This is a genomic window from Ruegeria sp. HKCCA5763, from assembly GCF_013034545.1.
GTDB lineage: Bacteria > Pseudomonadota > Alphaproteobacteria > Rhodobacterales > Rhodobacteraceae > Ruegeria.
Genome location: NZ_WQGF01000009.1, coordinates 174,583 through 200,931, shown reverse-complemented (window position 1 = coordinate 200,931; position 26,349 = coordinate 174,583). Strand labels below are relative to the sequence as shown.

Genomic DNA, 26,349 nt, shown 5'->3' with positions numbered 1-26,349 from the left:
CCGGGGGCGGAATCGGAAAAATACGGTAATAATTTAAAATTAAACACGAAAATCATATCTGGTTTCCTTCAATACCCCCTGAATTACCCCCAATGAAATTCTCATATCATTTCAAGTATTTGATTTATATATGTGATTCCGCGTTTTGGAATCGCATTGAGCATCCTGCTGGGTCCAGGCGGGTTCTGTGAGAAACAGCATAAACCATTGTCGAAGTCGAAACTACTGCTGGCAGGAACGAGGGGTCCGACCCGGCTTGCGAGACGAAAACCCAGAGGCAGCGGACCACCCTTTGACGGAAATCAAAGAAGTAATCGACGAGGCTTTCTACAACCGAGAAACTCGGGGATTCGAGCGCATGCCACCTAAGGTTGACAAAGCTTAAAGGCGGTGATCACGTTCAGTAACGAGCAGTAACGCCAGCGTTACAATTTGGCAGAAAATCGAAAAAAAATGGCCTCGACCACAAAGCCTTTTGCCTGGCGAATGCCCAGCTAGAAGCAAGGAGAGAGCCACAGGATTAAAGGAGCTTTTTCATTGAGTCCGCAGATTGAACAATTTGTCCGCAATATTCGTGAGAAACTGCCGAACTACAGCAGCCCGGAGAAGTGCGCTGAGGTTCTTAGGGAAGATTTTGAGCGGATCGCTGGTCCTCTTCCACCTGCGGTTAGTGCAGATATTGATGCCGCGTTGCAGATCGTCAAAGCTGCCATTGAGGACGTGGAAATCCTTCGCCGTTCTTCGCTGATCAAGAAACGGGAGGACTGGTACAAAGGACCCGGTCCTGGCGATCGTCACTGGCCCGCTTTGAATGGCTACCTCCTGAATGAAAAGGGCTGGGCGAAAGACGCGATTGAGTCGATTGATGACGCATCCAGTGAAGTCGTGTCGTTACTTGCAAACCCGGCGCAGGAACAATTCTGCTGTCGCGGCCTTGTAGTTGGTTACGTTCAGTCAGGCAAAACTGCGAACATGACAGGTGTGATCGCGAAGGCAGTTGATGCCGGATACAATCTGATCGTTCTTTTGGGCGGGATGACAAACAAGCTCCGCGCACAGACACAGCGACGTCTCGAAACCGACATCGTGGAACGACATCGCCATCTATGGCAGCTTTACACGACAGCCGAGGACGATGGCGATTTCATCATGCCTGCGAACAAGTCGTTCACGATGCCAGTTCCTGGCCGTGCGCAGATCGCCGTTATGAAAAAGATCACTTCACGCCTGAATAGTTTCCACAGAACGATTGAACGAACGCCCCCCCAGGTTTTGCGAAAGCTCAAGGTCTTGCTGATAGATGACGAGTGCGATCAGGCATCAGTCAACTCAGCACGCGACGATTATGATATGACCAAGATCAACGAGGCGATCCGAAAGATTATCCGCTCTCTTCCTGCTGTATCCTATGTTGGGTACACGGCCACGCCATTTGCCAATGTTTTCATCGACCCGTTTCCCCACAATCGGGAAGAACTGGACGACCTTTACCCAGAAGACTTCATTACTGCGTTGCCGCGCCCGGATGGTTACTTCGGAACAAAAGAAGTGTTTGGAACTGACCCGCTGGACGCGGAGAACGAAACGGAAGCAGAAGCCGGACAGGACATGATCCGGATTATTCCTGATGAAGAACTGGACCGCCTCCGCCCTGCGAGAGCCGCTGACAAAGAAATTTTCCACCCTGAAGTAACAGAAGACCTTGAAGATGCACTGCTCTGGTACCTTGCGACATGTGCGATCCGCCGAATGCGCGGAAAGAGCAGGTCGCATATGACGATGCTCGTTCATACCTCGCCAAACATTATCCAGCATACCCGAATGGCTGAAAGCATCCGCAACTGGATTTCTGCAAACGAATCCGATCTCATTTCCGGCGTCGGACCCGCTTCTGAGCGCCTCGCGGCCGTGATGCATGAAGAGTTCAAAAAGGTTCCGGATAATGGAAGGGATTATCTTCGTCCCGGCACTTTGAGCGAATTGATTCCGGCACTTCGGGAGGTTCTTGGCGATCTCGAGGTCGCTATTGAAAACGGAGAAAGCGAAGAACGTCTCGACTACACGGCTGAAGCTAAAACCTACATTGTCGTCGGTGGCGCGGTGCTTGCCCGGGGCCTCACCCTTGAAGGTCTGTGCGTTTCCTTTTTCCTTCGTACAGCAAAACAGTATGACACGCTCCTGCAGATGGGCCGGTGGTTCGGCTACCGTTTTGGATATGACGACCTACCGCGCCTCTGGACCACTCACGATCTTGCCTCCAGCTTCCGGGCCCTCGCACATATCGAAGAAGAAATCCGGGAGGATATCTCGGCTTACCGGGATAGAAAGACAACACCTCTCGAGTTTGCAGTGAAGGTTCGAGCTATACCAGGAATGGCCATCACTTCGGCCTCTAAAATGAAGCACGCCTACCGGACGAGCATCAGCTATGAGGGCCGCCATGTGCAGACAATCCGCTTCGATCACCTTAATGACGATGTGGTTGCCGGAAACTGGGCTGCCGGGTCTAAACTTGTGGATGAGATAACGGCTATCGCCGATGTGACGGAATCCCCCGGAAGGGTGCTGTACCAAAACGTTCCTTCTCAAGCGATCCGGAAATTCCTGACGGCATATAACATTTCCAGCGCACATATGGATCTGCGAAAAGACCATCTTCTGGGCTTCTTCGACAGTTCCCAGTCGCGTATGCCGACCTGGAACGTTGTGCTGGTCGCGCCAGAAGAAGGAAAACCATCAAAAAGAAGCCTCGCAGGCAGAGATGCCGTTGGTTTGAACACACGCTCCCGGCTCAAGGAGCTGACCGAAGAAGGACATGCGGATATCAAAGCTCTGATGTCGCTAAGAGACATTCTGATTGATGTCGAAAGCCCGCCCGAACGCATTAAGGGGCTGAAATGGGATGAGGTAAAGGTGTTGCGCCCGGGCGTACCGCTTTTGCTGCTCTATCCGATCGACGCCATTTCAAGTCCGAAACCGAATTCGACTAAGAGAGAAGAACTCAATGCCGCGAGCGATCTGCTAGGTATCGGTCTGGTGTTTCCGGGAGAGACTGACCGCTCGGGAGATTATTTCCAGGTCATGATCGATGCTCCAACGCCTGAGCAGCTTGATGAGGAAGAAATAGTTGAGGAGCTCGAGCCGGCGGAGATTATCAATGAACAGTAATCCGGAAGAAGTCTGGAACCAACTGGCACAGTCGAGGAAAGGGGACGGTGTTGTTGACGTCGTCAGCCGGTCGGCTAAAGTGGAAACAGGATACGGTTCTGCAAGATTTGCACTGGGGCCGCTTGGAGAGCCAAGGCTACTTGTACCCTGCGCGAAGGGAACATCCGGACAGTCGCTGCAGGACGGGCCGAAACTTGCGGTTTCGGTCGCGAACTACAATGCCGTCACAGGGCGGCAGCTTTTCATAGACGTCCTGTGCATCGACATTCGGCTGAATGCTGTTTTTGCGGAACTCTGCAAAGAGATACTCAAAAGGCTGTCCGAAGGCGAAGGACCGGTGGCTGCAGTATCAGGCACCATTGGTGATTTTCGTGAGCTACTACTCGCCAACGCGACCGACAGTGTTTCCCGTTCAAGGACCGCTGGTCTTCTGGGTGAACTCTACGCTCTCAGAATGCTAGTTGCACACAGTCCGGAGGCGGCTGCCGCTTGGAAAGGCCCCTATGATCAGCGACATGATTTCCGGCGCGCAAATCACGCAATCGAAGTGAAAACGTCCACCAGATCCGACGCAACAAGGATATCGGTTCACGGAGCCGATCAGTTGCTCGAACCCTTGCACGGAAAACTGGCCTTGTTTCACATCAGAATGGAGCTCGCCGATCAGGGCAGGCTGAGCGTTGAAGCGCTGTTTGACGAGCTAGTGCATCGCGGTGTCGATCCAATGACTCTACGAACTGGTCTGGCCGAGATTGGCTGCGCTGATCCGAGAGACTCTGCATGGAACAAGTACAAGTTTGAGGTTCAGGGGTTCGATGCCTTTGCGGTAGGGAGCGATTTCCCGAGAATTACGTCGAAGGACTTTCCCGGTGATCGGGTTCCGCAGGCGATCTCTAGGCTAACCTATGAGCTGGATTTGTCAGCTGCCGGAGGTTTCCGCGTTGACGACGGCTACGTTAATGAATTCATTGAGGAAATGTTCCAATGACATCGCTCAGTATCTTCAGCGAACCTTTCGCGCGCACGGGGAACATCTCTGCGGAAGGTTTCCGCAAGCTGCTTGGTCGCCCTGCTCTCGGGGTACTCCAGACAGTGCTCCGTGAAGCCATTCAGAACAGTATGGATGCCGCGAAAAACGGCCGGGGACCGGATATCCGGCTCAGGCTTCGCACACTAACTGAAAGCCAGCATCAGGTACTACGAGAGAAAATCTTTGGCTCTCTGCCAGCCAATGGCCAGTCTAGCGTGCTAATTTCAGGTCTGCTCTCGGGAAAGAGGCTGCGTGTTTTTGAGATTGCGGATTTCAACACAACTGGCCTCGCCGGTCCTACCCGAGCCGACGCCCCTTCGGACGATTTTGAAGATCCGGACTTTGTGAATTTTATGAGAAACGTCGGAGCAGCAAGGGACACACACCATGGTGGAGGAACATACGGCTATGGGAAAACCTCGCTCTACTCGATGAGCGAGGTGTCAACTATACTGGTGGATTCGGAAACAACTTCTGCCGGGCAGCCAGTTCGCAGGCTCATGGGTTGCCATCTTGGCAGTGCATTTGACGCGCAAACAGGAACCGGTGACAGGCGACGCTTCACGGGACGCCACTGGTGGGGCATTCCGGACGAAGACGAGGGGGTTGAACCCGCGCAGGAAGCGGCAGCCGTACAATTGGCTGAAGAACTGGGCATGCCATATCGCGAACGCGGAAATACTGGCACGACGGTCATGGTTCTCGATCCGTTTCTGTCGAGCGACGATTTGTCGGTAGTGCAGAAGGAGCTTGTCGAGACGGTCCTCTGGAATTTCTGGCCAAGAATGACAGAGTCTACGCCGGAGAACAGAAGACTGCGCGTTGGAATCGAAATCGAGGGTCTGAGAGTACCCGTTCCGCGGCCAGAGGATTTTCCGCCTCTCGATCTATACGCCGAGGCAATGAGCGACCATCGAACGAAGTCTGAGCATCTAATGGGTATTCGAAGTCAGCGCCCGTCAAAGCAACTAGGGCATCTCTCGATCAGAAAGGGCATGCGGGCGGAAAGATCTGGAAACACTTCAGCGGAAGGCAGCCTTATACCGGAATACAGCAGTCACATAGCACTTATGCGACCGGTTGAACTGGTCGTGCGTTACATCGAGGGCGAAGCATTTCCAGATCGGCGATTTGAATGGGCTGGGGTGTTCATCTGTTCCGACGCGGACGATATTGAACAGGCATTTGCTAGTGCCGAGCCGCCCGCTCACGACGACTGGGCGCCTCAGAACCTGCCAAAAGGCTATGCCAAAACCTATGTAAATGTCGCCCTGAACAAACTGAATGAGATCGCACGAACATATGTGACCCCCCGGGGAGAAACGGGATCGGGAGGAGAAAGAGGCCCATCTCTGGCCGGAACAGCAACAATGCTCGGCCGTTTGCTTGATGCAGTCTCAACTCAGGGGCCCGGACGTAAGACCGGTGAAAGAAAAGGAACTTCAAAACGAAGACTGACCGCAATATCTCAGCCCGAGTTTGTCCGATTGTCGCTAGGAGACAACGGCGAACCCAGGGCAGAGTTTGAGGCAACCCTGACAAACGATGGTTCAGATCCGTCTCTATCAGTCGTGGCAGAACCGCACCTTGTGGCTGACGGCGGTGTAACCGGTGCTGAAGACTTGCCGCCAGAATTTGCAGTAACGGCAGCTTCCGTTGAACTGGAAGGAGAAGGTTTGGTCTCGATTGGGGACCGGCTTGAAGTTGGACAAAGAGGCGGTCGCTTACGGATCGCAGTTCAAATGCCCGCAGCCGCTGCTGTAGGTTTGAGGCTTCGATTGCAGGGGGGGGCTGGATCATGAAACGTCGGACAGCATTTCCATTTCTCACGCTGCCTTCGGAAGTTGTAACATTTGGAGGATGGATGATCGGCGACCCCGGGCAACCATTGAGCCCTGCACAGGATATTCTTTCGGCCTGGGACTACGAAAGAGATATCGAGGTTTCCGCGACCCTAGAAGTCGATGTTGCCGAAGCCGCTCTGAGTCTTCAACTTGATCCGGACAAATTGGTCCTCGCGGCCGTTTTTCGAAATGGCACCGGCGCGGGTTCTATGCCTCGCCATTCTCAAATCTGCGCGACAGAAATGATCAGTGCATCAAGTTCGTCGGCCACACTTTCTACAAGGCTGGACTCGACGAGGCTTTCAGGTCGGCTAAAGGTTGAAGTCAGCCTCCTCCTGCAGAGCGAAGCAGAAGGGTTGCATGCATTATCACCGGTCGTACCCGGATCTCGGCTTTGGTCGGTAGCTAAGGACGTCCTGATTGAAGACGGAGGAGACTCCCGTTTTCCAATTGAACTAGTGAGCTTCACATCCTGTTTTCCAGGCGCTCCACACGTTCATTCACCTTGGTATGTAGACTGGAAGCCCGGAGTGCTCGATGCGGACTTTGGTGGCGCAGTTCGGTTGTACGTGAACTCCGACATCGAGGATATCGCAGACAGATTTGTCGAAGGCGATGCTCTAACGCTGCAGGCTATGCTATCCGATGTTATGTCCCAGATGGTTGCTTCTGTTGTGGCATTGGAGGAGGCCGAAGATCTTCTCGCTGATTGTGCCGACGGCAGTGTCGGCCAACAGGTCCGCACCTGGATGGATTTGGCTTTTCCGGGGCATCCTGTTTCTACGATAAGATCGATAAACGAACATCTACCCGGAAAATTCAGGGCTGCGCTGCTGTCCGCTTCTGACGTAGGAGAGGTGGCATGACACGAGTATCTTTGCTTCCCCGGCTTAAGAGTGCGGGCGTAGACGTTCTTCTCGAAGAAGCCGGAGCGCAAAGCCGGGAAACAAGGCGAGCCTTGAATCTGCTTGATGAAAACTCTGCGCTGGTTTCATTTTCGCCAAGCGGCGGTGCGAAGGACCCGGACGCAGCAGTCCGGATATCCCAAGTCATTAGGGAGGTTGCGGAAAACTGTGGGTTTCCGAACCAATCTTCAATTGAACAACGGGCTGACTTCGACAGAAAAGCAGCAATCGCGTTGGCACAGTGTCCCGAGCTCCAATCAGGCGAAGCCCTAAGAGACGACGTCTGGGCATACATGACCACCGTGCTGGCCCCAGACGTTGTTGCATGGCGTTTTCCGAAACCCGCATCTCATCGTTTCGCAGGGGGTGTTCGAAATACTTTCCAACGGCTTTGGATGCGCGGTCGCGTTCTCGACCGTGGACCCGAAAACCCCGAACGCTGGCACCTTCTGAAGAGTTTAAGCGAAGATGCAATGGTTCAGATTTTCGAACGAGCTTCGTTGTCCACCAATAGACACCTCGCTCAAGCGATCGCTGAAGAATGGGTGCTAACCGCTGAAGAAATTGGACGTGGCCCGATGGAAAGCGTGATGCGGCGAGCTAGCAAACTTGTTCGCTTGAGAAACGAGATAATTGACCTTGCGTTCCTCCCCAAATCAAACTTGGCGGCCGAAGTAAAAGCCTGTTTTGAACAGTCAGTACGAGCGCAAACACCACCCGAAACTCCAAATGTGGAGCAGGTTCCATCAGAGCGCAGACCTCGTCGATCGTTGTCCAATCTATTTGGGATGCGTAGTGTCGGGTAATGGAAGCCGACTCGATTTTTAACGCCACAAGCATTGCGTCGCATGCTGTTGATGGCTGGATACTCACTCTTGCTCACAGAGCGCAGCAATCGGCCCAAACCTGCCTTTCACCGATTGGTCAAGATGCTGCAGTCGCAGCCCGCTTTGCGGTCATTCGCTGCAAACGCAAACCAAGGGCAACGCGAACTCAAGCTATGGACGTCGATCCTCAGGCCTGGCTCACATGGGTGCTTGCCCAAATCACCGACCACAAAATCACGCGCCTCGACGAACTCCTCCCTTGGCGTTACGCTGCTACAGCCGCGTAACAGGCGCCGCCAAAGCTCTACAGGGTGGGTTAAACGGACGGATACGGAACTGTAGGGGTTACTGCAATGAGTTATCGTAAAGAGCGTGATAACCGTGTTGACGTCTTCGGCTTTATCTTGAGCCGTTTGGGTAGTTGGACATTTGTACGGGCTTTCGGCGAACTCACGATACTGACACGAGCATCAATCACAACTTTGATTTTCGTTCCCGTTCTTGCGGCGATTTGGCCCACGGCTAGAGGGGTATTTGAGAGTGTATCGCTAACCTTGCCCTCAATCTGGGCAGTTGCCTTTCTTGCTTCATTGTCCGCTTTGATCGGCAACGTCCTATACCAGGTCTTTGCTCCGACCGTGGTCAAGCAATACAGCCTTGACGACTACGTGCATCAGGAAGTGTCACGTTATAACGAAAATCCCATACGAGAGAAATTTAGGCATGCACTAACTTTCTTGGGTTCGGAAGACACGGAAATAGACTTTGGAGGGGGCCATAACGTCAGAGTTGAGCTGGCCGTAAGAAACTTCGAAGCTGGCAATGAGGAAGACCGGCTATCGAAAGTAAACCACATAATGGCCCTTTACGCGGAGCGCGTATATCTGCTCCAAAGCCGCGGGAGTGTCTTTGCCCTGCTTGCAAGTATCCCGCGCACAATGGCGGGGTAGTGCGAAGAAGACGAACAACGAGCAGTTCGGTTTACGTACCGTCTCACATCAGAACGGATTTGCAGCACTATTGCAGTCGGTGTGCCAGCCTTGATCTCGTTTGTGGGCCTATCGTCAGCCTAGTTTTGCCTACGTGTGTATTTATCAACTGACATAGAAAACGGCATGAAAAGCGGTTCGCTGCGCTCAAAGCCTCTACTGTGTTGGCGAGATGCCTTGAACCGTGCCAAAATTCCCCATGATCGATTTCCACCAACGGCCTGACGACCACCCAGACTTTGCGTATTCGCCCTTGCTGCGTGCGGCTGTGCTGACCCTGCAGTATGCAGAAGACAACGGCGGTATTGGACTGACACAAACCAAGGCGTTCAAGCGGACGTTCGTGAAATGGGCTGCTGAACACTTCGACTGGCCGGGTATGAGCGCAAAAAAGCTGTTTCAATACAACAAGGTCCTGAACGAGTACGATTTTCCACCGCTTGAGCTGCTTCACTTCCTGCTCGTCGAGCTCAAGCTGGGCAGGCATTACAAGGGTGAGTTCAAGCTGACTAAACTCGGCAAAGAGCTGCTTCAGCACCCAGCACAGCTCTTCAATACGTTAATCCCGTTCTACATCATCAGCATCGACCACAGCAGCTATGGGCGTTTTGATGAGCAGCCCTTTGGAAACTGGGATGTGTGGCTGAATGTAATGAACGTGGAGATGGACCAAGGCTCCACAGAACAGCATCTGTACAAAGTCTTCTATGGCGATGAAGCGGATGACGGCGACATTGGCTGGCGTGATCTCGCCGTGTTCGCATCATTTGTGCTGAAGCCCTTGGTTTGGTCAGGTTTGATCTTCGAACAAGAGGCCATAAGCAACGACAGGAAAGAGCGGCACTATTTCAAAACGCCGCTTTGGCGATCAGTGCTAGAGCTTGAGTTGGACGACACGCTCCAGCCCATACAGCAGCACTAGGCTCGGTAATTCACCCTCGGAACTTCAGATGTCAGGACGCAAACGCTGGGGCACGGATTTCCGCTTTGGCGTTTTCGAGCCAGTTCTGCACGGCACCCTCAGCACCAAGCCCAACACCAGCAACGCCGAACAAGTGGATTTCAAACAGCACACTATCGACCCGCGCGAGCTCATCGTTCCAAAGCCCGCCGTTCTGCACGACCAAGTCACGTGCTGTGCAGATCATGCCGGCAGACTGCTGCAATGCGTCCACGGCGCTTTGAAGAAAACTCTGCTCTGCCATGTCCTCCTCCCTGCTGTTTGGTGCGAAGATGGTATCGTTGGCGTGTGACTGCAAGATGTCGGCGTCTCCTGAAAGTCGCGCTCAGGATCATGGGAAAATGAAAATCTCATAGAATAAGCAATCTATGAGATTTTCGCCTAAGTCATTGAAAAATATGTAGATCAGGCATGGCCTGAATTCGGTCGACCATCCGAAACCTCAGACTTTACTGTTGTTTGCAGCAAAGGATTAGATTTTCGGAGGTCCTGCCATGCGCCAAGCTCAAACGCTCAACGAAGCTCAACTGCGTCGCGTTTTACACTATTGCCGCAGCCGTCGTCATCCGGTCAGAGACCAAACGATAATAATGGTCAGCTTCTACGCAGGGCTGCGGGCCAAGGAGATTGCAGCACTGAAGGTGGGCGACGTCTTTGATGACGAGGGCAATGTACGCGAGCAGTTCATCTTGCAGGCTGCGCAAAGCAAAGGCGGCAAGACCCGAACTGTGTACCTAAGCCAGCGCTTGCGCCGTTCACTTAGCGAATACGGCGACACGATCCGGCTGAGTGACCCTGCGCGTCCGCTGTTCGAGAGCCAAAAGGGTGGGCACTTCTCTGCCAACACCATGTGCCAGCTGTTTCTCGATATCTACAAAGCCTGCGGGTTCAAGGACGCCAGCAGCCACAGCGGGCGAAGGACATATATCACAAGGCTTGCGAACAAGGGTGTCGGAGTGCGCTTGCTGGCTGAGCTAGCGGGTCATAGCCACATCTCGACCACTCAGCGCTACATCGACGTTAACGCCGAGCAGCTGGCGGGTGCTGTTGAGCTATTGTGAACGCGAAATTTGCAAAGCAGCCGTTCAAGCAAGCTGCGGAGAACGCCCGGATCGAGCCCTAAGTTCAAATTTCTGCACCGTGCATCAATGCCGAAAGTGCAGAAGAAAGCTGTCGTTGAGTGTTATATTCAAACCGCACCTTCTTCACTTTTTAGGTTGTGCTTTTGCTCCCAAGGGGTGTCTCATACAAATTGTAATGTGATAATTGGATCTTAGCCGTGTTCGACGCGTCGACATACCTCGCGATAACATCGATTGCAGTCATCGGCACTGTTCACGTCTTCTGCGTGTCTTTTTACCGGAGATTCCCCGCCCTAGCAGGCTGGCTTTCTGATTTTTCATCAGGGATCGGACTTGGCTATGCTTTTCTTTTCCTGCTGCCAAAAATTGGTGAATTGTCCACCGGTTTAGCTGCAAGCGGGAAATGGGAAAACTCGCTGTTCGGTTATTCGCTCCTAGGATTTCTCATTTACTACTTGCTGGAGGCCAGTCGCGACGTAGGGGCCGACAACAAGTTGTCGCTTGGCTTGGACACAGTGGCCCTCGGGACCTATAACTGCTTGCTTGCCATTACCGTCATGCAAACGACGGGAACATCACCTGAGCTGTACGCTGTTGGAACGTTGGCCTATTCATTGCATTTGTTTGGGGTGAATATCTTTCTCTATAAGACCCACCCCGGACACATGTCTGGATGGCTACGCGCATACTTTGTCGCGTCGCTTGCGGTCGGCATATTGATCGGTCTCAACGCAGACAAAAGTAGCATGATCTATTCAATTTCGACTGGGTTAACAGGGGGTGTGATAATAGCCCTGTCTCTTCGGGTTAAACTACCCAGCCTTTCGGCAGTGAATACAAAAGCTCTGTTGATTGGTGTGGTGTTTGCTGCGGTCGCAGTCGAGGTCACCCGGTACTAACCCGACGACACTGTTAAGTCTTTCCGTAGTATAAGCCGAGCCATTTGGCTCAGCTTACTAGATTTAGATAATCTGAAATTCATTTACTCAAAGTCTCTGCAATACCTTTCATCACAACCATAGAGTCCAGGTACATAGGTGTATTTTGAACGTCTGGCTGGCTTGATAGCTTCACCATAACCACATTGGCTTTTTGGTTCACATACAACAGCTGCCCATAGACACCAATGCCGTAAAACGCACCTTTTTCTCTGTCTTTCACCCAAACTTGATTACGGTAGTGGAAGCCTTCAAACACCTCCGCGTATGCGCTTTTCTCATAAGCTGCGATAACGTCATCATTTGCTTGAATCGTGTCAGCTATCCAATCTGGAGGAATAACTTGAGTGTCGTTAACCTTTCCGTTGTCCAGCATCATTATGCCAAATCGCAATAGGTCACGAGAGCTGGTAAATAACCCACCACTCGTTTGCACAATCCTTTTGGGTCCTAGTTCGCTATATGCAGGGTCCTGAGCACCGATGTCCTGCCACAACTCGGCCAGTACATCCAGATAGCTTTCTCCAGTCGCCGACTCGATAACCATACCCAGCAGCGCAGATAGCACTGAACGGTAACTATAAACTTCACCGTCTTCTACCAAGGTCTCGCGATCACTAAGAGAGATCATGTACTCCTTAACGCCAGACTCTGTATCACAAATTTCAACTTTTTCAGAGAGGTCCTGACCAAACGCACAGAACAGATCACCGGCGTCGTCTAAGTAGCCGCTAGAAGCATCTTTCCAATCAACAGCAGCGGTCATATCAAGTAGGTGTCTAACCGTTGTATTTTTGAATGCTGGGCCTTCCAACTCTGGCAGGTATTCGGTGATCAGCTTTTTGGGATCTAATTCTCCCGCCTCAACCGCCAGCCCTGCTGCCATACCCAACACTGTCTTGGTGATCGAGTGAATGCGGTGAGGCGTATCAGCTCTCATGCCATTGAAGTACTTTTCAGCGACCAATTTGCCATCGTGATAAATCAAAAAGCTATCGGTATGTGTTTGATGCAACCAATCGTTGATATTCTGTTCTTCATTATTGCTAGCTGTGAAAACAAAAGTCTCAAGCTCAGTTGGGTATGCCGCTTTTTCCAAAGTACGTACCCAATCTGACGGTGGAACTCGTGCCAATTCGCCAAAAACATTTATGCCTTCAAATATCCAAGGGCTTCTATCTACAGACTCAACGGTTTCATCCCAGAAATAACCAGCCTCTGCGCTTGCTGGTTGTGTAGAAGCAGTAAATACCGCACCGGAGGCCAAAAGAGCGATAGCAATAGCGGAGGTCACTAACGGCTTGTTTGCATGACTTTTCATTTTTGGGGATCTCCGAAGGATTGGGCAATCTCCAAGCAACCCAGCCATGCTTCAGCTCTGGTGTCTAGCCCCTTGTGCCTGGACCACGGAGCGGTCAGACGACTGCAAACTACTCTACGATAGGACAGCTTAGTAGTCGCAAGCGGTTGTGGGCTGATAAAATTGCGCTGGTCGCCTCATGCAATGCCCTCTTGGTCCGCATCTGTGAGGATGTAAAGCTCGCAATGAAGGTCCGCTTCCGGGCTGCGACCGGTTATCAGAAAGCGATGAGCATAAGGCGGCTTTGTCCGCAAGGCAGACGCTCTTGTGATGTGCATCGAAGGTCCGCTTTCGGTGTTTCCAGCTCTAATAGCTAGATTTCACCGCCCGAAGCCTTCTGCTCAGCATACTCCTCAGCCGATAGCTCGTACCGCTTGCCGGTGAACATATCCTTCTTCATGCGTGGGGTCAGGTGGCTGTAGTGCCGCTCGATCATCCCGATTGAGGTGCCCATCTGCTTGGTCAATGCATGGATATCCATGCCGTCATTGACGAGCGCAAAAGTCGCGTAGGTGTGACGCAAGCTGTAGAGCGTGCGATCCTGCCCTGTTTTGGGGCACTTGAGCAGGCCAGCGTCTTTGAGGAACGCCTTGAAGGTCTGACGTAGGTGCTCAGTCACTGTTCCGTCCGGCAGGCAGAACACCGGCAAATCCAGTTTCTGCTTGAGCATGTCGTAGAAGTCGATGTCTTTGATCGCGTCCGTGCGCGAATGAATGCGCTTGAGGTAGTCGATGGTGCCAGCACGACCTATGGCCTCGTGGGGCTTGGTTTTTCCATCAAGGTAAAACTCCACGTACTCCAAGCCGTTTTCCTTGAAGACTGTCACGTGTTTCCAGCGCAAGTTCTGCGCCTCGGTGCCGTGTCGCATGCCGGTGTTGGCAAGTATCAGAACATAGTCGCGCAGCAGGTAGCGCATGTCGCGTGACTTGCCGCCTTTGCCCTTGTCAATCCAGTGCGGCAGCTTGCGGATCATCTTGCGATAATCTTCCAAGCTGAAGTCAGGACGCCGTTTTGCACCTTCGCCCTTGTTGGCGAGGATGGGGACTTTGCCTTGTGTGATGAAGCCACGTGCCACAGCCTCAGCATAGACTTTGTTCATGGCCGAGTTGTGGGTGTTGAGCGTCGATGCTTTGGGCGCACGACCGATCTGCTCCACCCGCCAAGCGTTGAAGGCTTGGATTTTCTCGTGGTCGATGTTGGTGATGAAGGTCTTGCCGAAGAACGGGATGAAGTACTTGTTGAGGGCCTTGATGTAGTCTTTGAACACCTTGCGCCCTGCACCTGCATCCAGCTGCTTCTGCATATCAGCAATTGCTAACTTCGCGACATCTTCAAAGCGTTTGGTGACAACGGGAAGGTCGTGTTTGGCGCGGAATTTGTAGTCGAGGTACTGATCACGGGCGACGGTCTTAGCTTCTTCCAGATCGCGCTTGCCCGTGCTGATGCGCACCCAGTGCTCGTCGATCTTGAACGTGGCCTGCCAGCGCTTGCTGTTAGGGCGCTTGTAGACCTTCACCTCCCCATCCAACAGCACATGCGTATCTGCGCCCAACTTGGCCATTCCCGCTCCTTGATTGACTCATCACACACTAAGTTCCTGTGTTGGAGATGTCAGCCGGAAATCGAGGATTGTAGGAGCTTAGTTGGCGCGAGCGACAATCAAAGAAGCAGGTATGGGAGCGCGCCATTTGTCACCGTCAGAAAAGCGGCTACGCACTTTTTCGGCCACGGCTGCTTTGATCGCTGCATTGTTTGCCTCGGGCTGTTGAGACAGAAGATAGCCTCCGCGAGGAGCTCCGTTTTGGAAGATCTCAGCCAAGTCTCCGGGCTCATCCAGCACCCAAGAACAATCGAGCTGTTCTTGTTTTTCCACCTCGAACCCCGCGTCTGACAGGATCGATTTTGCCATTTCCTCGTTCGCAAACTGATGGAAATTCGGGCTATCAGGCATCGTCACAGAAGGGTCACCATGCTCCTGGACACTGCTATAAAACACTTGGAAGACAGGGGATACGTCCGGACCACACCACGAAGTCATGATGAATTGTCCATTTGGCTTTAGAACTCTGCGAATTTCCGAGAGTGCCTTTGGCTGGTCGGGAACGTGCATCAAGCCAAAGCTGCAGACGACACTATCAAAACTGTCCTCCTCGAACGGCAGGTCTTGTGCATCAGCTTCGATGAAATCGCCAGTTGGGAACCGCTTGCGCGCATGCGAAAGCATCTTTGCGGAGAAATCTGCGCCGGTGACGGTGTGACCTGCGTTTGCAAGCGCCTCAGTGACATTGCCCTGTCCGCAACAGAGGTCGAGGACCCTGCTGTTACTTCCAACTTGTGACACTACGGAAGGAATGGCCATGTCACTCGCTTCAGAGAACATGGTCACGTAACCTGACGAGATTGTATCGTTAGACCAACCCTGCGTTTCCAGCTCCGCAAATCCCTCGTACGCTGCCATTTCTTGGCTCCTCCCAATTTCCTGCATTTGGTAACACAAATGCCCATTTCTCACTATGTGACTGCCAGAAACCGAGTCCTACATTCGGCTAGCTGCTAGGCACGTAGGCTGCTTGTCAGATGCACACGGACATTCATTTCCCTAACGTTTGAGCCCAAAGAACCGCATCTTCTAGACGGTCATCGCCCCAAAACACTTCGCCGTCGACGACGAAGGTAGGCGATCCAAATACTCCAAGTGCCATAGCCTCCTCGGTCGCGGCAGAGAGAGCATTTGCGATGCTCTCAGATTGTGCGGCAGCGAGAACTTTAGCGGGTTCACAACCGATTTCCTCAAGGCTGGATGAGAGGTTTGGCTCTTCACCAGCCGGTTCGCCAGCTTCAAACCAGCGCTTGTAAGTGGCCCGCGTGTACGCTTCGACCCAACCCTCGTTGACGCCTACCATTGCAACCTGATTGGCCAGAACCAAACCCGGCAAAGGGTAAGGAGCTGGTACTTTCGGTGACAGGCCGTATCTTTGCGCTCGGCGTTCGATGTCGCGCCACATGTAAGCAGCCTTAACTGGCTTGCCCTTGAATGGGATGTTGTTCTGTTCAACCATCACGTGCCGAACATCAAAAGGCTGCCAACGAAACTTCACATTGTGCGCTCGTTCGGCCTCGGGAAGACGCATGACCGTCAGGTAGCTGTAGGTGCTACCGATCGAATACCAGAAATCGATTTCTGCCAAGGTTTCTCCTCCCAGCGTTGCTATGACAGGGGTCGGCCCTTAAAGGCCCTCGACGAGGATGAGGTCCGCGTCCGAAATCTTCTCTCTGACGGCACGTGCCTCTGTGTACGCATCGGACTCGTAGAAGGCCCGAGCCGCATCAATACTTTCGAATTCAATGACGATGGCCAGTCCTTGAGCACCACCTTCGCGATGGTCCGGCGATGGGTTCCTCACAAGGACTTTGCCGTTGTGCGCTTTGATTGCAGCGCCCGATAGTTGCTTGAACTCCTCAAAGGCGTCCTTGTCGTGAACACGGATGTGCGCGACCAGATATCCTTTTGCCATTACAGTCCTCCCGTATCTTGTTAGTATGCTTTGAAAGGTAACTGCGGTTCGAAGACTGTGTCTACAGGTGTTGCTCGCCCCGCTAGAAGCCCTCATGCTCCTCGAGAACCAGAGGAGGCTTCGAAGAAACTCATGAGCGTTTATGTCGTCGGTCAGTTGAACATTCACCACCCTGAAGACTACGAGGCGTATCTGGATGGGTTCACGCCGATTTTTGAACGCTACGACGGCGAACTGCTCGCGACATCCCAACAGGCGACCGAAGTCCTAGAAGGCACTTGGGCAATGCCGCGAACGGTTCTGATGCGTTTCCCAGACGCTGAGACAGCACGTGCCTGGTACGATGACCCAGACTATCAGAAGCTAGCCGAAATCCGACGCCGGAACGCGGATACGAACTTGGTAATCGTGCACGGCCTTGATTGACTAAGTTCCGACTGCGTGGCGATTGAAGCAACACATCTCTATAGTGCATCGGGTAAGAGTGCTTTCCACGAACACGCTAACTTCTTCGGTGACTTTGGACCCGACCTTTGTGAAGCGCCGATCCAAGGCCTGTTCGCTTGGGCTTCATCTGAACTACAGCCCGGTCAAACAGGGCCCGACCACCGTATGGAGATCGACGACATTCGCGTGTTCGGCAGTGTTGCTGTCGCGCAGTGCCGTGAACTTGGATTTATGGGGGGCGACTGCGACGAGGTCTTCATGCTGGTGAAGTCTGCTGGCGGCTGGTTGATCACTAACAAATCCTGGGCAGATATTTAGACGCAAGTAGCACTTCCGTCGCAAGTATAAATCAAACCGGGCTCGCAAACGCTGTGGCCCGGTTTCCGGTCTAAACAGCGGCCTCAGTGGTCTGCATAAAGCTTTTACCATATGCTGCCGGTGCAGTGAAACTTGCGATTGAGCGACACTTCCTATGCCGAATTCAGCTTCGGTGGTAAGAAGTGAAACCAGCAACAAGCGGGGACGTTCAAGGCATGACCAGATACAGAAACACCCTACCCCAACTCAATGACGACTTGTTCCTTGTCTATGTGGGTATGGAAACTGACCTGCTTTTCACCCAGGGCGTCAATCTTCCCGGGTTCGCTTCATATCCTCTGCTCGAAACGCAGGAAGGCCGCGACCGTTTGAACGGCTATTTCCAAGACTTGATCGACGTTGGCAAAAAGCACGATGTTGGGGTCATTCTCGAAAGCCCAACCTGGGTGGCCAATCGGGATCGTGGGAAAAGTATAGGATACGAACCTGAGAAATTGATGGAACTAAACAAGCAAGCCGTCGCTCTTATGTGCGAAGCCAGAACAAGGATGGGCGACCTACCAACTGTAATCAGCGCAAATGTTGGGCCACGCGATGACGCATATGCTCCAGGTGAGCAGATGAGTGCTGACGAAGCGGAAGCTTATCACTCCGAACAAATCGCGGCGCTTGCAGAAACAGACGTAGACTTGATCAGTGGTTACACACTTGCCTATCCGGCCGAAGCAATCGGAATCGTGCGCGCAGCGAAGCGTTTTAATTTACCGGTCGTTATAGCATTTACGGTTGAAACAGACGGGCGCCTTCCAACGGGAGCGCCACTAGAAGAGGCGATCTCTGAAGTAGACGCGGCAACCGACAACTACGCAACATACTTCATGATCAATTGCGCTCATCCGGATCACTTTCGATCTACACTGACCGATGCGCCATGGATGAAACGCGTTCATGGCATCGTCGCAAATGCCTCCAGATGCAGCCATGCTGAACTCGATGAAGCTGAGGAACTGGACGCTGGAAATCCATCCGAACTTGGCAAACAGCTTGCGGAAATTAGACAGACGTTTCCGTGGGTGAGCGTCTTGGGAGGGTGTTGCGGGACAGATATGCGTCACATATCAAACATCGCTCTCGCCACTAAATCCCAGTGAAATTGCCTCTGAGAGGCAAGTTGCTTTCCACTGTCTTCGCAAACACTGTGGGGAAGAAGTGTGTTGCAGTTACTGTGGGCAAACAGTGTGTTGCGAACAGTGTGTCTAACACCGCGATTCCAAACACTGTGTTCAACACAGTCTTTCAGCCCCAAACTCACCCAGCAACGCACGAAAAACTGTGCAATGACTGTGCAACGCAGGAAGTAAAAACTGTGCGATACTGAAGTACCTTATTTTTATGGTTGAAGTGGTGCCCGGGGGCGGAATCGAACCACCGACACGAGGATTTTCAATCCACTGCTCTACCCCTGAGCTACCCGGGCACGGGAACGATGTACATCGTTGGGTGGGGGCGTTCTATGACTTGCTACCGGCAGTGTCCAGAGGCTTTTTTACATTTTTTCAATGCGGTCGTTTTGGCATAAGGTCTTGGGCTTCAGCCTCGGCTTCAAGGTCCTCTTCGCGTTGCGATGGGACAGCATATGAGCCGTTCAGCCACTTGGCCAGATCAATGTCCGCGCAGCGTTTTGAGCAGAAAGGGCGGAACTTTTGCACCGTGTCTTCTCCGCAGATCGGACAGCTCATTTCAGGATCTCCGCCAGCGGCAAGCGGCTGCGTTTGCGTTGCAATTCGAAATGCCCCAGCGGGGTCCAGCCTGCCAGGATCGTCTCATCCGGGTCCGATTTAAAGGCCGCTCGAAGGGCCGATTCAAAGCCACGCCGATCTTTTTTCGGCATCGGCGCCAGATCCAAGGTGATCTGCCCCGCCAACCCACGCACACGCAGAGCCCGCGGCAACAACTTGGCGCAAGCGAAATTGGCTTTGGTGCCCGCAGCGAGAGACGTATCTGAACCGGTATTCACATCCACTGCAACCAAGGCACGCGTGGGTTCGACATAAAGATGCCCACCGCCCGGCAAAAGCTCGGACGTACCGCGAGCCATATCGAGCGCATCCAAAACACCGTGACTTTCGAATCCCCCGGCCTGCGTGACAACCTCAGCCGGGTCGGTCCAGTCGCGCCAGGCGAGGATATGAGGGCCATCCCCTTCGCTCAGCACCTCTGTCTCTGTGCCATCGTCATTCATCACCTGATCCGCCTGGGCCAACATGGCTGAAATATCCTCGGCAATGTCATCGGCATCCGCACCTGCACAGCAGGAACGAAGGATCAGACCATAAGGGCTGTCGCCCATCTGTTCGTGTGCAATTTCCAACAACTGGTCGCGGGTATCGTCATCCCTGATGCTGCGCGAAATATTCAGACCCGGCGCTTCGGGCGTGACAATGGCATAACGGCTTTTGAATAGGATCCGGTTGCTGACAGGGATCGCTTTTCCTTGTTCGGCATAGCCACTCACCTGTACCAAAAGTAAAGCCCCCGGCGCCAAGCCTTTAACTTGACGCAAGAAAGCGGGCCCATCTGGCGTTGTCAGAAACATACCGCCCTGCCCTTTGACTGGGCGGTCTGCGCGGGCGCGGTAGATCGTGCCGGGCGTGGGCGCGTCAGCTGAAATCAGGAAATCATCGAGCTTTCCGTCAACCATAAGGGCCGCGGCTTCGCGGTCCTCGATGTGGTCCAGAACGATAGTGCGGCCCTTCATGGTGCCTCGCGATAAAGTGGATAGCCGATACCCTGCAACAGGGCGGCGGTTTCGGACAGAGGCAGTCCGACAATGCCGGTGAACGATCCCGAAATCCAGGGTATGAACGCACCTGCGGGGCCTTGAATGGCGTAAGCTCCAGCTTTGCCCTGCCAGTCCCCTGTCGCCAGATAAGCATTGATTTCGACATCGGACAGGCGTTTGACCCTCACCTGCGAGACCACGTCACGCTGTAGTATTCGATCCCCAGACCGTACAGCTACCGAGGTTATGACCCGGTGACGGCGACCGGACAATGCGTGCAGAAATTCGGCGGCCTGGCCCGCATCTTCGGGCTTTCCCAGAATGCGCCGCCCCAATGCGACCGTGGTATCTGCGCAAAGCGTGATGTCACCGCTATCCGCCTGCACCGCCAGCACTTTCTCGCGCGTTATCCGACTGCAATAAGGAACCGGAAGCTCTGCTTTCCGAGGCGTTTCGTCGATGTCAGGGGGGCGGATGGCATCGGGCTGCACACCAAGCTGGGCCAACAGGTCCAGCCGTCTCGGGCTGCCCGATCCTAGGATAAACGCCATTGCGGCAGGCGTTACTTGAAGCGGTAGTTGATCCGACCCTTGGTCAGATCATACGGGGTCATTTCGACCTGAACTTTGTCGCCGGCCAGAACACGGATGCGGTTCTTGCGCATCTTGCCTGCCGTATGTGCGATGATCTCATGGCCGTTTTCCAGCTCGACCCGAAACGTCGCATTAGGCAGGAGTTCCTTCACGACACCGGGAAATTCGAGCGTATCTTCCTTGGCCATGTTGTCTCCATCATTACGTTGCACCCGCAGAATCTGCGGGGATGAGCGCTTAAATGAGCCTATTTTGCCCTTATTTCAAGGGCGGAATCACCTAAAGGTCGGATATTGTGACCGATTCGACTCGGAGGGCTTGTTCTTCCCAATGCGTTCGGTTCAACACATGACCATCGGCACGGACTTCGGCAATGGCTGACAGATCGATCTCGGCATAGGTCCAGCCGGGCTGATTAAGCGTGCCCTCGGCCAGCACACCAGTGGCTGGAAAGCCTTTGTCAGGCGGGCCGAATATGCCGCCCGTACCAGTGTTTTTGTCCACGGCCTCGGACCAATCATTGTCACCTACCAGCGACGCCATAACTGTAACACATTGGTTTTCCAAGGCTCTTGACATCGCTCCGATACGAACCCGCCAATAACCCGAAAGAGCTTCGGTGCAAGACGGGACCAATATCAGATCCGCCTCGCTCAGCGCGCGGCCCAGCAAAGGGAATTCGCTGTCATAGCAGATGAGCACCCCGATCTTGCCCAGCGCGGTGTTGAACAGCTTCAGCGGACCACCGGGGGCAATGTCCCAATCTTCACGCTCGAACCGGGTCATGATCTGCTTGTCCTGATGGTCGCAAGCGCCGTCCGGCGCATAGAACGCGGCGCGGTTCACTGGACGACCGTGGCCATCCACAACCGGGGCGGAAGCGCCCAGAATATATGTGTTGTATGTCTTCGCAAGGCGGCTGTGCAGGGTTTGCACATCCCCCATCCGGTCAGACACAGCATGGATCGAACGTTCCAGATCGCCTGCCACGGCGACCCCGTCGAGGGTCGAAAGCTCCATAGCCCCGTATTCAGGAAAGACCAACAACTCGGCCCCCTGACCTGCGGCCTCAGCAACCCATCGGTCCAACTTGTCTTCGTACTGTGCCCAACTGTCGAGCCAGCTGAGATCGTAAGCAGCGGTGGCGACTTTCATGATTTCGTATCCAAAGGAACTCAGTCGGCGCGACACTAGAAGAGGACGGCGCGGTATGTACAGGGCATTTGTTTCCGCACCGTCCTTCTGACCCGCACCCAAGCGCTGTGGAGGTTTTACGAGACGCTGACCCAACGATCAAACGATAACCCGCCAAAAACCAGCTTGCCATCAACAATGTAATAACATTACATTATCGGCAATTTATAGCGGGGGAGGATAGGCAACCGCCTGTACCCCGAAACGAGCCATATACACAGGAGCACATTCCATGAGTGACACCCGACTTCCGGTCACAGTACTGTCCGGCTTTCTGGGCGCGGGCAAAACAACCCTCTTGAACCGCGTACTCAACAATCGCGATGGCCGCCGGGTGGCCGTGATTGTCAACGACATGTCCGAAGTGAATATCGACGCTGATCTCATACGCGCCGATACCGAGCTTTCCCGCACAGACGAGACACTGGTCGAAATGTCGAACGGCTGCATCTGCTGTACGCTGCGCGACGACCTGCTGGACGAGGTACGCAGACTGGCATCTGAAGGGAGGTTTGATTACCTGTTGATCGAATCCACCGGCATTTCCGAGCCTCTACCCGTAGCGGCCACTTTTGACTTCCGCGATGAGCTTGGCGAAAGCCTCTCGGACGTTTCACGCCTGGACACGATGGTGACGGTTGTAGATGCGTTGAACCTGCTCAAGGATTTCTCCAGCCATGATTTCCTACGCGACCGTGGCGAGACGATGGGCGAAGAAGATGAGCGCACGTTGGTACATTTGCTGACCGATCAGATCGAATTTGCAGATGTGGTCATTCTGAACAAAGTTTCTGACGCCGGACCAGATCGCGTGGATGCTGCGCGCAAGATCATCCGAAGCTTGAACGCGGACGCCCGGATCATCGAGACCAACCACTCGGACGTGGCCGCAGATGAAATTCTGGATACCGGGCTGTTCGACTTCGAAAAGGCGCATGAGCACCCGATGTGGGCCAAAGAACTTTATGGTTTTGCGGATCACGTGCCAGAGACCGAGGAATATGGCGTCACCAGCTATGTCTACCGTGCGCGGCAGCCCTTTATCCCTGAAAAGATCCTTGAAATCCTGAACGGCGATCTGCCCGGTGTGATCCGGGCCAAAGGCCATTTCTGGATCGCCACGCGCCCGGATTGGTTGGCCGAGTTTTCGCTGGCGGGTGCCCTGTCCTCGGTACAGCCGCTGGGCACTTGGTGGGCCACCGTGCCCGAAGACCGCCGCCCAGATCACGAAAGCGCACGAGCTTACATGCAGGCCCATTGGCAAGAGCCGTGGGGCGATCGGCGGCAAGAGATAGTGTTCATCGGCAGCGGTATTGATTGGCCCAGATTGAAAGCCCGGTTGGATGCTGCGCTGCTGCCCGCTGTCGCAGCAACTCGTCTGGAGGATCTACCCAATCTGGCAGACCCCTTCCCGATCTGGCGACGGGCAGAGGCTGCAGCATGAGTATTGTTCAAAACATCATCCAAGACGCCGCCATAGGGGTCGAGATTTGCACCACGCCCAACGACCTTTCAGCCATTCATCAACCCGGATGTGCTGCGGCAATTTGGAACCGGCAACCGCTGCAGGGTTTTCAATCCTGGCTAAACGGGATCGCGCCCGAACAACTGCCCAAGACCCGCGTGATCCTGCGCCCCGAGTTGGTGCGCGAGGCTGTTTCTGAAGTATGCGACGCGCGCGGCACCCCACCGGGTGCAGAGCGCGACCGGCTGGTGGACGACATTGCAGCGCTGTCTGATATCTTTGCCGGTCTGATGAACGCGAAATGGCTGCGGCTGCGGTTGGACGTGATAACGACCAATGCATGCCGCAGGTTCCACGTCGATGCCGTGACCGCGCGCCTCGTATGCACCTATAAGGGAACGGGAACGCAATATGGGGTCTCGACAGGTGGCGCAGACCCATCGCGCGTTTTCACGACCCCAACCGGCGCACCAATTCTGTTATGTGGCACGCTCTGGCCCGCACAACCAGACTCCGGTTTTCTGCACCGCTCGCCTCCGATTGAAGGCACGGGCGAGACGCGGTTGGTGCTTGTTCTGGATCCGGTCCTCGACCCTGAAAGTGAGTTTGACCCGATCTTAGGGCACTGAAAACAAATACCCGGGCATGCTCTGCCCGGGACCTACTCTATGTCCTGCACAGACGGGAACGTGAATTGGCATCTGCGGTCTGACGTGCTTGAATGTACGAAGGAGGCTGGTGATGCAAAAACAGGAAGAATTCGAGAAGTTCTATTTCGCCAAGGTTGGGATGGGCGAAGCCTGCGGATGCGCCGAGCGTGTCATTGACGTCTATGAGTTCAACCGCAAAGGCGGTCAGCAATCCAAGAAAGCAGTGAAACAAGACAAGCGTAAACGCCTGTCGCTTCGGGCTTGGGCCGTGAAATACGGTTTCTTAAGCCGCAGGCGCGCACCGTAGATGGTGACTACAGATCCCTGATCCAGAACTGTAGCGGTTTGAGCGTCTCGCCGTCTTCTCCGATGTCTTTCCAGGAAAACTGTGCCATGACGCCGGGTAGAGGCGTGTAACCGCGCGCGCGCCAGAAGGTGTCGAGCGGGCGGTATTGTGCAGGTCTCATCGGGTGGTCGTCCGGGCGTTGCACTCCGCAGAATGCAGCTTTGGAGAACCCAAGACGGCGAGCATGGGCTTCACGTTCGTCAAAGAATTTGTGGCCGACACCTTGCCCACGATACTCCGATAACAGTACCGACTCTGCGCAATAGAAGATGTCGCCCAACTCAAGGCCTGTGCCTTCAAACGCTGCGGCGAAATCTTCGGCGTGATCCGTCAGGGGGGCGCCGGTTGACGCGCCGATCAGGCGGTCGCCGTCGAAAGCACCCACCACGATGGCCTGATCGCTGTCCCGGTAGGACTGCAGGTATTTACGCTCGTATTCGAGGTCGCCATCATAGAGATAAGGCCAGTCGTGAAAGACCTTGATCCGCAGACGGGCGACATCGTCCAGAGCAGCCTCAAGCGCCGCTCCGGTCAGGGGGCGGACAGCGTTGACCTCAGCCATTCGAGACCTGTTTGGTCCAGTCCGTAAGGTTATAAAAAGTGGTGACGCGGGTGATTTTGCCGTCTTTCAGATCAAAGAATGATCCGGCAGGCAGGCGATAGGTCTGGCCGTGTGCTTCGGGCAGGCCCTCGTCGGTCTCCAGATAGGTGCCGTTCACGATGAATTCGGCCGCAGCGCGGGTGCCACCCTGGGCATCGAACACGACGATATCTGTCAGGTTCTCTTTGTAGCAGCGATTCATATGGGCGCAGAAGGCAGCAAACTTTTCCTTGCCCACACGGATTTGGCCCTCGTTTACGTGATGGGCCACGTCGTCGGACAAACAGGCCAACATGCCATCAACATCACCGGCGTTGAATGCCTCGAAATAGGTTTGAACGGTCTGGTTCATGGTTCACTCCGTTGGTTCGCCCCAGCGGTCTTTCAGATGCTTGATGATCTGATCGCGGGTCTGTCGGTAGTGGTGTAGCTTTGTTTCCCGTGTCTCACCCATTCCAGTAGGGTCCATTATTGGCCAATAATCGACATCGAGGTGAAAAATCCGGGTCAGTTCCAACGCCTTGCGTTGGCTGGCGGGGGACAAGGCGACAATCAGGTCGAACGAACTGAGGTCATCACCCCACTCTTCCATCTCGTCGAAGGATCGGGTGCGGTGGCGGGATAGCTCGACCCCGATTTCGTGACAGACGGAAATACAGAAGCCGTCAATATCCAGATCGTTGTGGACTCCGGCAGACTGCACATAGGTGCCGGTGCCGTAGAATTTCTTCATGATGCCCTCGGCCATCGGGGATCGAACCGAGTTGTGGTCACAACAAAACAGGATCGACTGCGGCAGAGGCGTCACCCGTTAGCCTCCGAAATGCAGCACGCAGATCAGCGTGAAAAGGCGGCGGGCGGTGTCGGTGTCTACGTCGGCCTTGCCCTCTAACCTTTCCTGCAAGACGCGGCTGCCTTCGTTGTGGATGCCACGCCGGGCCATGTCGATGGTTTCGATCTGGCTGGGCGGCAGAGACTTCACCGCGTCGAAATAGCTTTCGCAGATCTGGAAATAATCTTTGACCACTTGCCGAAACGGACCAAGCGACAGATGAAACTCAGCCGCTTTCTGTTCTTCCTCGGTTGCAACGTCAAAGACCAACCGCTTGTCGCGGATCGACAATTGCAGGCGATAGGGCCCGTCGGGCACAACGCGGTCATCGCGTTTGGGCAGAGAGAAACTGTTCTCTTCCAGCAAATCATAGATGGCGACCTTGCGCTCCTGCTCGATCTCTGGCGTCGGCGGAGGCAGGTTTCGGTCATCCAGTTCGATATGCGAGATGCGGGTCATCTTTACAGCTATAATCCTTGTGTCAGCACAGACCTATAACAAC

The 26,349-nt window shown here is 54.0% G+C and carries 31 protein-coding genes and 1 tRNA gene; 16 read left to right on the top strand and 16 right to left on the bottom strand.

The genetic code is table 11. From position 1 onward, the window contains the following. Positions 1-537: 537 nt before the first annotated feature. The 8 genes from GOV89_RS16315 (at position 538) to GOV89_RS16280 (ending at position 9,685) form a co-directional block, all read left to right on the top strand. Positions 538-3,168, top strand: a complete 2,631-nt coding sequence (locus GOV89_RS16315) for a Z1 domain-containing protein (RefSeq protein WP_171238639.1) — start codon at positions 538-540, stop codon at positions 3,166-3,168. Beyond that, positions 3,158-4,156: a PD-(D/E)XK motif protein gene (locus tag GOV89_RS16310; RefSeq protein ID WP_171238638.1), complete on the top strand. Its 999-nt coding sequence runs from the start codon at positions 3,158-3,160 to the stop codon at positions 4,154-4,156. The genes GOV89_RS16315 and GOV89_RS16310 overlap by 11 nt, the downstream gene beginning before the upstream one ends. Continuing rightward, complete coding sequence (locus tag GOV89_RS16305) at positions 4,153-6,000, top strand: hypothetical protein (protein WP_171238637.1); 1,848 nt, start codon at positions 4,153-4,155, stop codon at positions 5,998-6,000. Before GOV89_RS16310 ends, GOV89_RS16305 begins: the two co-directional genes overlap by 4 nt. Next, positions 5,997-6,908 (top strand): hypothetical protein, encoded by a 912-nt coding sequence (locus tag GOV89_RS16300; RefSeq protein ID WP_171238636.1) that lies wholly within the window; start codon positions 5,997-5,999, stop codon positions 6,906-6,908. The genes GOV89_RS16305 and GOV89_RS16300 overlap by 4 nt, the downstream gene beginning before the upstream one ends. Further along, positions 6,905-7,753: a DUF6339 family protein gene (locus tag GOV89_RS16295; protein ID WP_171238635.1), complete on the top strand. Its 849-nt coding sequence runs from the start codon at positions 6,905-6,907 to the stop codon at positions 7,751-7,753. Before GOV89_RS16300 ends, GOV89_RS16295 begins: the two co-directional genes overlap by 4 nt. Then, positions 7,753-8,061 carry a transposase domain-containing protein gene (locus tag GOV89_RS23095; RefSeq protein ID WP_371810646.1) on the top strand — a complete coding sequence of 103 codons (309 nt, stop codon included), beginning with the start codon at positions 7,753-7,755 and terminating at the stop codon, positions 8,059-8,061. Before GOV89_RS16295 ends, GOV89_RS23095 begins: the two co-directional genes overlap by 1 nt. Before the next feature lie 66 nt (positions 8,062-8,127). After that, positions 8,128-8,724: a hypothetical protein gene (locus GOV89_RS16285; RefSeq protein WP_171238634.1), complete on the top strand. Its 597-nt coding sequence runs from the start codon at positions 8,128-8,130 to the stop codon at positions 8,722-8,724. 238 nt (positions 8,725-8,962) lie between these two features. Next, the gene (locus GOV89_RS16280) at positions 8,963-9,685 is read left to right on the top strand and encodes a hypothetical protein (RefSeq protein ID WP_171238633.1); all 723 of its coding nucleotides are present in this window, start codon (positions 8,963-8,965) and stop codon (positions 9,683-9,685) included. A 31-nt stretch (positions 9,686-9,716) separates the two neighbouring features. Here GOV89_RS16280 and GOV89_RS16275 read toward each other — a convergent pair whose 3' ends face one another. Beyond that, positions 9,717-9,968, bottom strand: coding sequence for a hypothetical protein (locus GOV89_RS16275; protein WP_171238632.1), 252 nt, complete (start codon positions 9,966-9,968; stop codon positions 9,717-9,719). A gap of 250 nt (positions 9,969-10,218) precedes the next feature. On the opposite strand from GOV89_RS16275, the gene GOV89_RS16270 reads away from it, so the two are divergent. Then, a complete protein-coding gene (locus GOV89_RS16270; protein ID WP_171238631.1) occupies positions 10,219-10,785 on the top strand; it encodes a tyrosine-type recombinase/integrase in 567 nt (188 codons plus the stop codon). Between the two features lie 218 nt (positions 10,786-11,003). Next, on the top strand, positions 11,004-11,705 hold the full coding sequence (locus GOV89_RS16265; protein WP_170469003.1) for a hypothetical protein: 702 nt from the start codon (positions 11,004-11,006) through the stop codon (positions 11,703-11,705). Positions 11,706-11,784: 79 nt separating this feature from the next. Here GOV89_RS16265 and GOV89_RS16260 read toward each other — a convergent pair whose 3' ends face one another. The 5 genes from GOV89_RS16260 to GOV89_RS16240 all read right to left on the bottom strand — a co-directional run bounded on the left by GOV89_RS16260 (position 11,785) and on the right by GOV89_RS16240 (position 16,619). Next, positions 11,785-13,065, bottom strand: coding sequence for a serine hydrolase (locus tag GOV89_RS16260; RefSeq protein ID WP_170469006.1), 1,281 nt, complete (start codon positions 13,063-13,065; stop codon positions 11,785-11,787). A 352-nt stretch (positions 13,066-13,417) separates the two neighbouring features. Then, entirely contained in the window at positions 13,418-14,665 is a 1,248-nt protein-coding gene (locus tag GOV89_RS16255; protein ID WP_171238630.1) for a tyrosine-type recombinase/integrase, read from the bottom strand. A gap of 78 nt (positions 14,666-14,743) precedes the next feature. Then, entirely contained in the window at positions 14,744-15,562 is an 819-nt protein-coding gene (locus tag GOV89_RS16250) for a class I SAM-dependent methyltransferase (RefSeq protein WP_217352171.1), read from the bottom strand. 133 nt (positions 15,563-15,695) lie between these two features. Next, positions 15,696-16,292 carry a 2-hydroxychromene-2-carboxylate isomerase gene (locus GOV89_RS16245; protein ID WP_171238628.1) on the bottom strand — a complete coding sequence of 199 codons (597 nt, stop codon included), beginning with the start codon at positions 16,290-16,292 and terminating at the stop codon, positions 15,696-15,698. 39 nt (positions 16,293-16,331) lie between these two features. After that, complete coding sequence (locus GOV89_RS16240; protein WP_171238627.1) at positions 16,332-16,619, bottom strand: DUF1330 domain-containing protein; 288 nt, start codon at positions 16,617-16,619, stop codon at positions 16,332-16,334. Positions 16,620-16,751: 132 nt separating this feature from the next. Here GOV89_RS16240 and GOV89_RS16235 point away from each other — a divergent pair, with 132 nt between their 5' ends. From GOV89_RS16235 to GOV89_RS16225, 3 genes are all read left to right on the top strand, one after another. Beyond that, a complete protein-coding gene (locus GOV89_RS16235; protein ID WP_171238626.1) occupies positions 16,752-17,045 on the top strand; it encodes a DUF1330 domain-containing protein in 294 nt (97 codons plus the stop codon). Positions 17,046-17,060: 15 nt separating this feature from the next. Further along, positions 17,061-17,384, top strand: a complete 324-nt coding sequence (locus tag GOV89_RS16230; RefSeq protein ID WP_171238625.1) for a nuclear transport factor 2 family protein — start codon at positions 17,061-17,063, stop codon at positions 17,382-17,384. Between the two features lie 278 nt (positions 17,385-17,662). Next, the gene (locus GOV89_RS16225; RefSeq protein WP_371810645.1) at positions 17,663-18,535 is read left to right on the top strand and encodes a homocysteine S-methyltransferase family protein; all 873 of its coding nucleotides are present in this window, start codon (positions 17,663-17,665) and stop codon (positions 18,533-18,535) included. Between the two features lie 251 nt (positions 18,536-18,786). On the opposite strand, the gene GOV89_RS16220 is transcribed toward GOV89_RS16225, so the two are convergent. The 6 genes from GOV89_RS16220 to GOV89_RS16195 all read right to left on the bottom strand — a co-directional run bounded on the left by GOV89_RS16220 (position 18,787) and on the right by GOV89_RS16195 (position 21,914). Beyond that, positions 18,787-18,861: transfer RNA gene (locus GOV89_RS16220), tRNA-Phe, on the bottom strand. Between the two features lie 79 nt (positions 18,862-18,940). Then, complete coding sequence (locus GOV89_RS16215; RefSeq protein ID WP_171175802.1) at positions 18,941-19,123, bottom strand: DNA gyrase inhibitor YacG; 183 nt, start codon at positions 19,121-19,123, stop codon at positions 18,941-18,943. After that, a complete protein-coding gene (locus GOV89_RS16210) occupies positions 19,120-20,142 on the bottom strand; it encodes a ribonuclease E/G (protein WP_171238623.1) in 1,023 nt (340 codons plus the stop codon). Before GOV89_RS16210 ends, GOV89_RS16215 begins: the two co-directional genes overlap by 4 nt. Then, positions 20,139-20,717, bottom strand: a complete 579-nt coding sequence (locus tag GOV89_RS16205; RefSeq protein WP_171238622.1) for a nucleoside triphosphate pyrophosphatase — start codon at positions 20,715-20,717, stop codon at positions 20,139-20,141. Before GOV89_RS16205 ends, GOV89_RS16210 begins: the two co-directional genes overlap by 4 nt. Positions 20,718-20,728: 11 nt before the next feature. Beyond that, complete coding sequence (infA, locus tag GOV89_RS16200; protein ID WP_005978431.1) at positions 20,729-20,947, bottom strand: translation initiation factor IF-1; 219 nt, start codon at positions 20,945-20,947, stop codon at positions 20,729-20,731. A gap of 91 nt (positions 20,948-21,038) precedes the next feature. Then, entirely contained in the window at positions 21,039-21,914 is an 876-nt protein-coding gene (locus GOV89_RS16195) for a carbon-nitrogen hydrolase family protein (protein WP_171238621.1), read from the bottom strand. 271 nt (positions 21,915-22,185) lie between these two features. Here GOV89_RS16195 and GOV89_RS16190 point away from each other — a divergent pair, with 271 nt between their 5' ends. The 3 genes from GOV89_RS16190 to GOV89_RS16180 all read left to right on the top strand — a co-directional run bounded on the left by GOV89_RS16190 (position 22,186) and on the right by GOV89_RS16180 (position 24,375). Continuing rightward, complete coding sequence (locus tag GOV89_RS16190; RefSeq protein WP_171238620.1) at positions 22,186-23,397, top strand: GTP-binding protein; 1,212 nt, start codon at positions 22,186-22,188, stop codon at positions 23,395-23,397. Further along, positions 23,394-24,047: a DUF1826 domain-containing protein gene (locus tag GOV89_RS16185; protein ID WP_171238619.1), complete on the top strand. Its 654-nt coding sequence runs from the start codon at positions 23,394-23,396 to the stop codon at positions 24,045-24,047. Before GOV89_RS16190 ends, GOV89_RS16185 begins: the two co-directional genes overlap by 4 nt. A 112-nt stretch (positions 24,048-24,159) precedes the next feature. After that, entirely contained in the window at positions 24,160-24,375 is a 216-nt protein-coding gene (locus GOV89_RS16180; RefSeq protein ID WP_171091306.1) for a hypothetical protein, read from the top strand. Between the two features lie 7 nt (positions 24,376-24,382). Here the strand turns inward: GOV89_RS16180 and GOV89_RS16175 are convergent, their stop codons facing one another. From GOV89_RS16175 to GOV89_RS16160, 4 genes are read right to left on the bottom strand one after another with little or no spacing between them, the layout of a single operon-like run. After that, positions 24,383-24,976, bottom strand: a complete 594-nt coding sequence (locus GOV89_RS16175; RefSeq protein WP_171235714.1) for a GNAT family N-acetyltransferase — start codon at positions 24,974-24,976, stop codon at positions 24,383-24,385. After that, positions 24,969-25,367: a ketosteroid isomerase-related protein gene (locus GOV89_RS16170; protein ID WP_171235713.1), complete on the bottom strand. Its 399-nt coding sequence runs from the start codon at positions 25,365-25,367 to the stop codon at positions 24,969-24,971. The genes GOV89_RS16175 and GOV89_RS16170 overlap by 8 nt, the downstream gene beginning before the upstream one ends. Before the next feature lie 3 nt (positions 25,368-25,370). Further along, positions 25,371-25,823 (bottom strand): low molecular weight phosphatase family protein, encoded by a 453-nt coding sequence (locus GOV89_RS16165; protein ID WP_171091313.1) that lies wholly within the window; start codon positions 25,821-25,823, stop codon positions 25,371-25,373. A 3-nt stretch (positions 25,824-25,826) separates the two neighbouring features. Next, positions 25,827-26,306: a UPF0262 family protein gene (locus GOV89_RS16160; RefSeq protein ID WP_171175817.1), complete on the bottom strand. Its 480-nt coding sequence runs from the start codon at positions 26,304-26,306 to the stop codon at positions 25,827-25,829. Positions 26,307-26,349 lie beyond the last annotated feature (43 nt).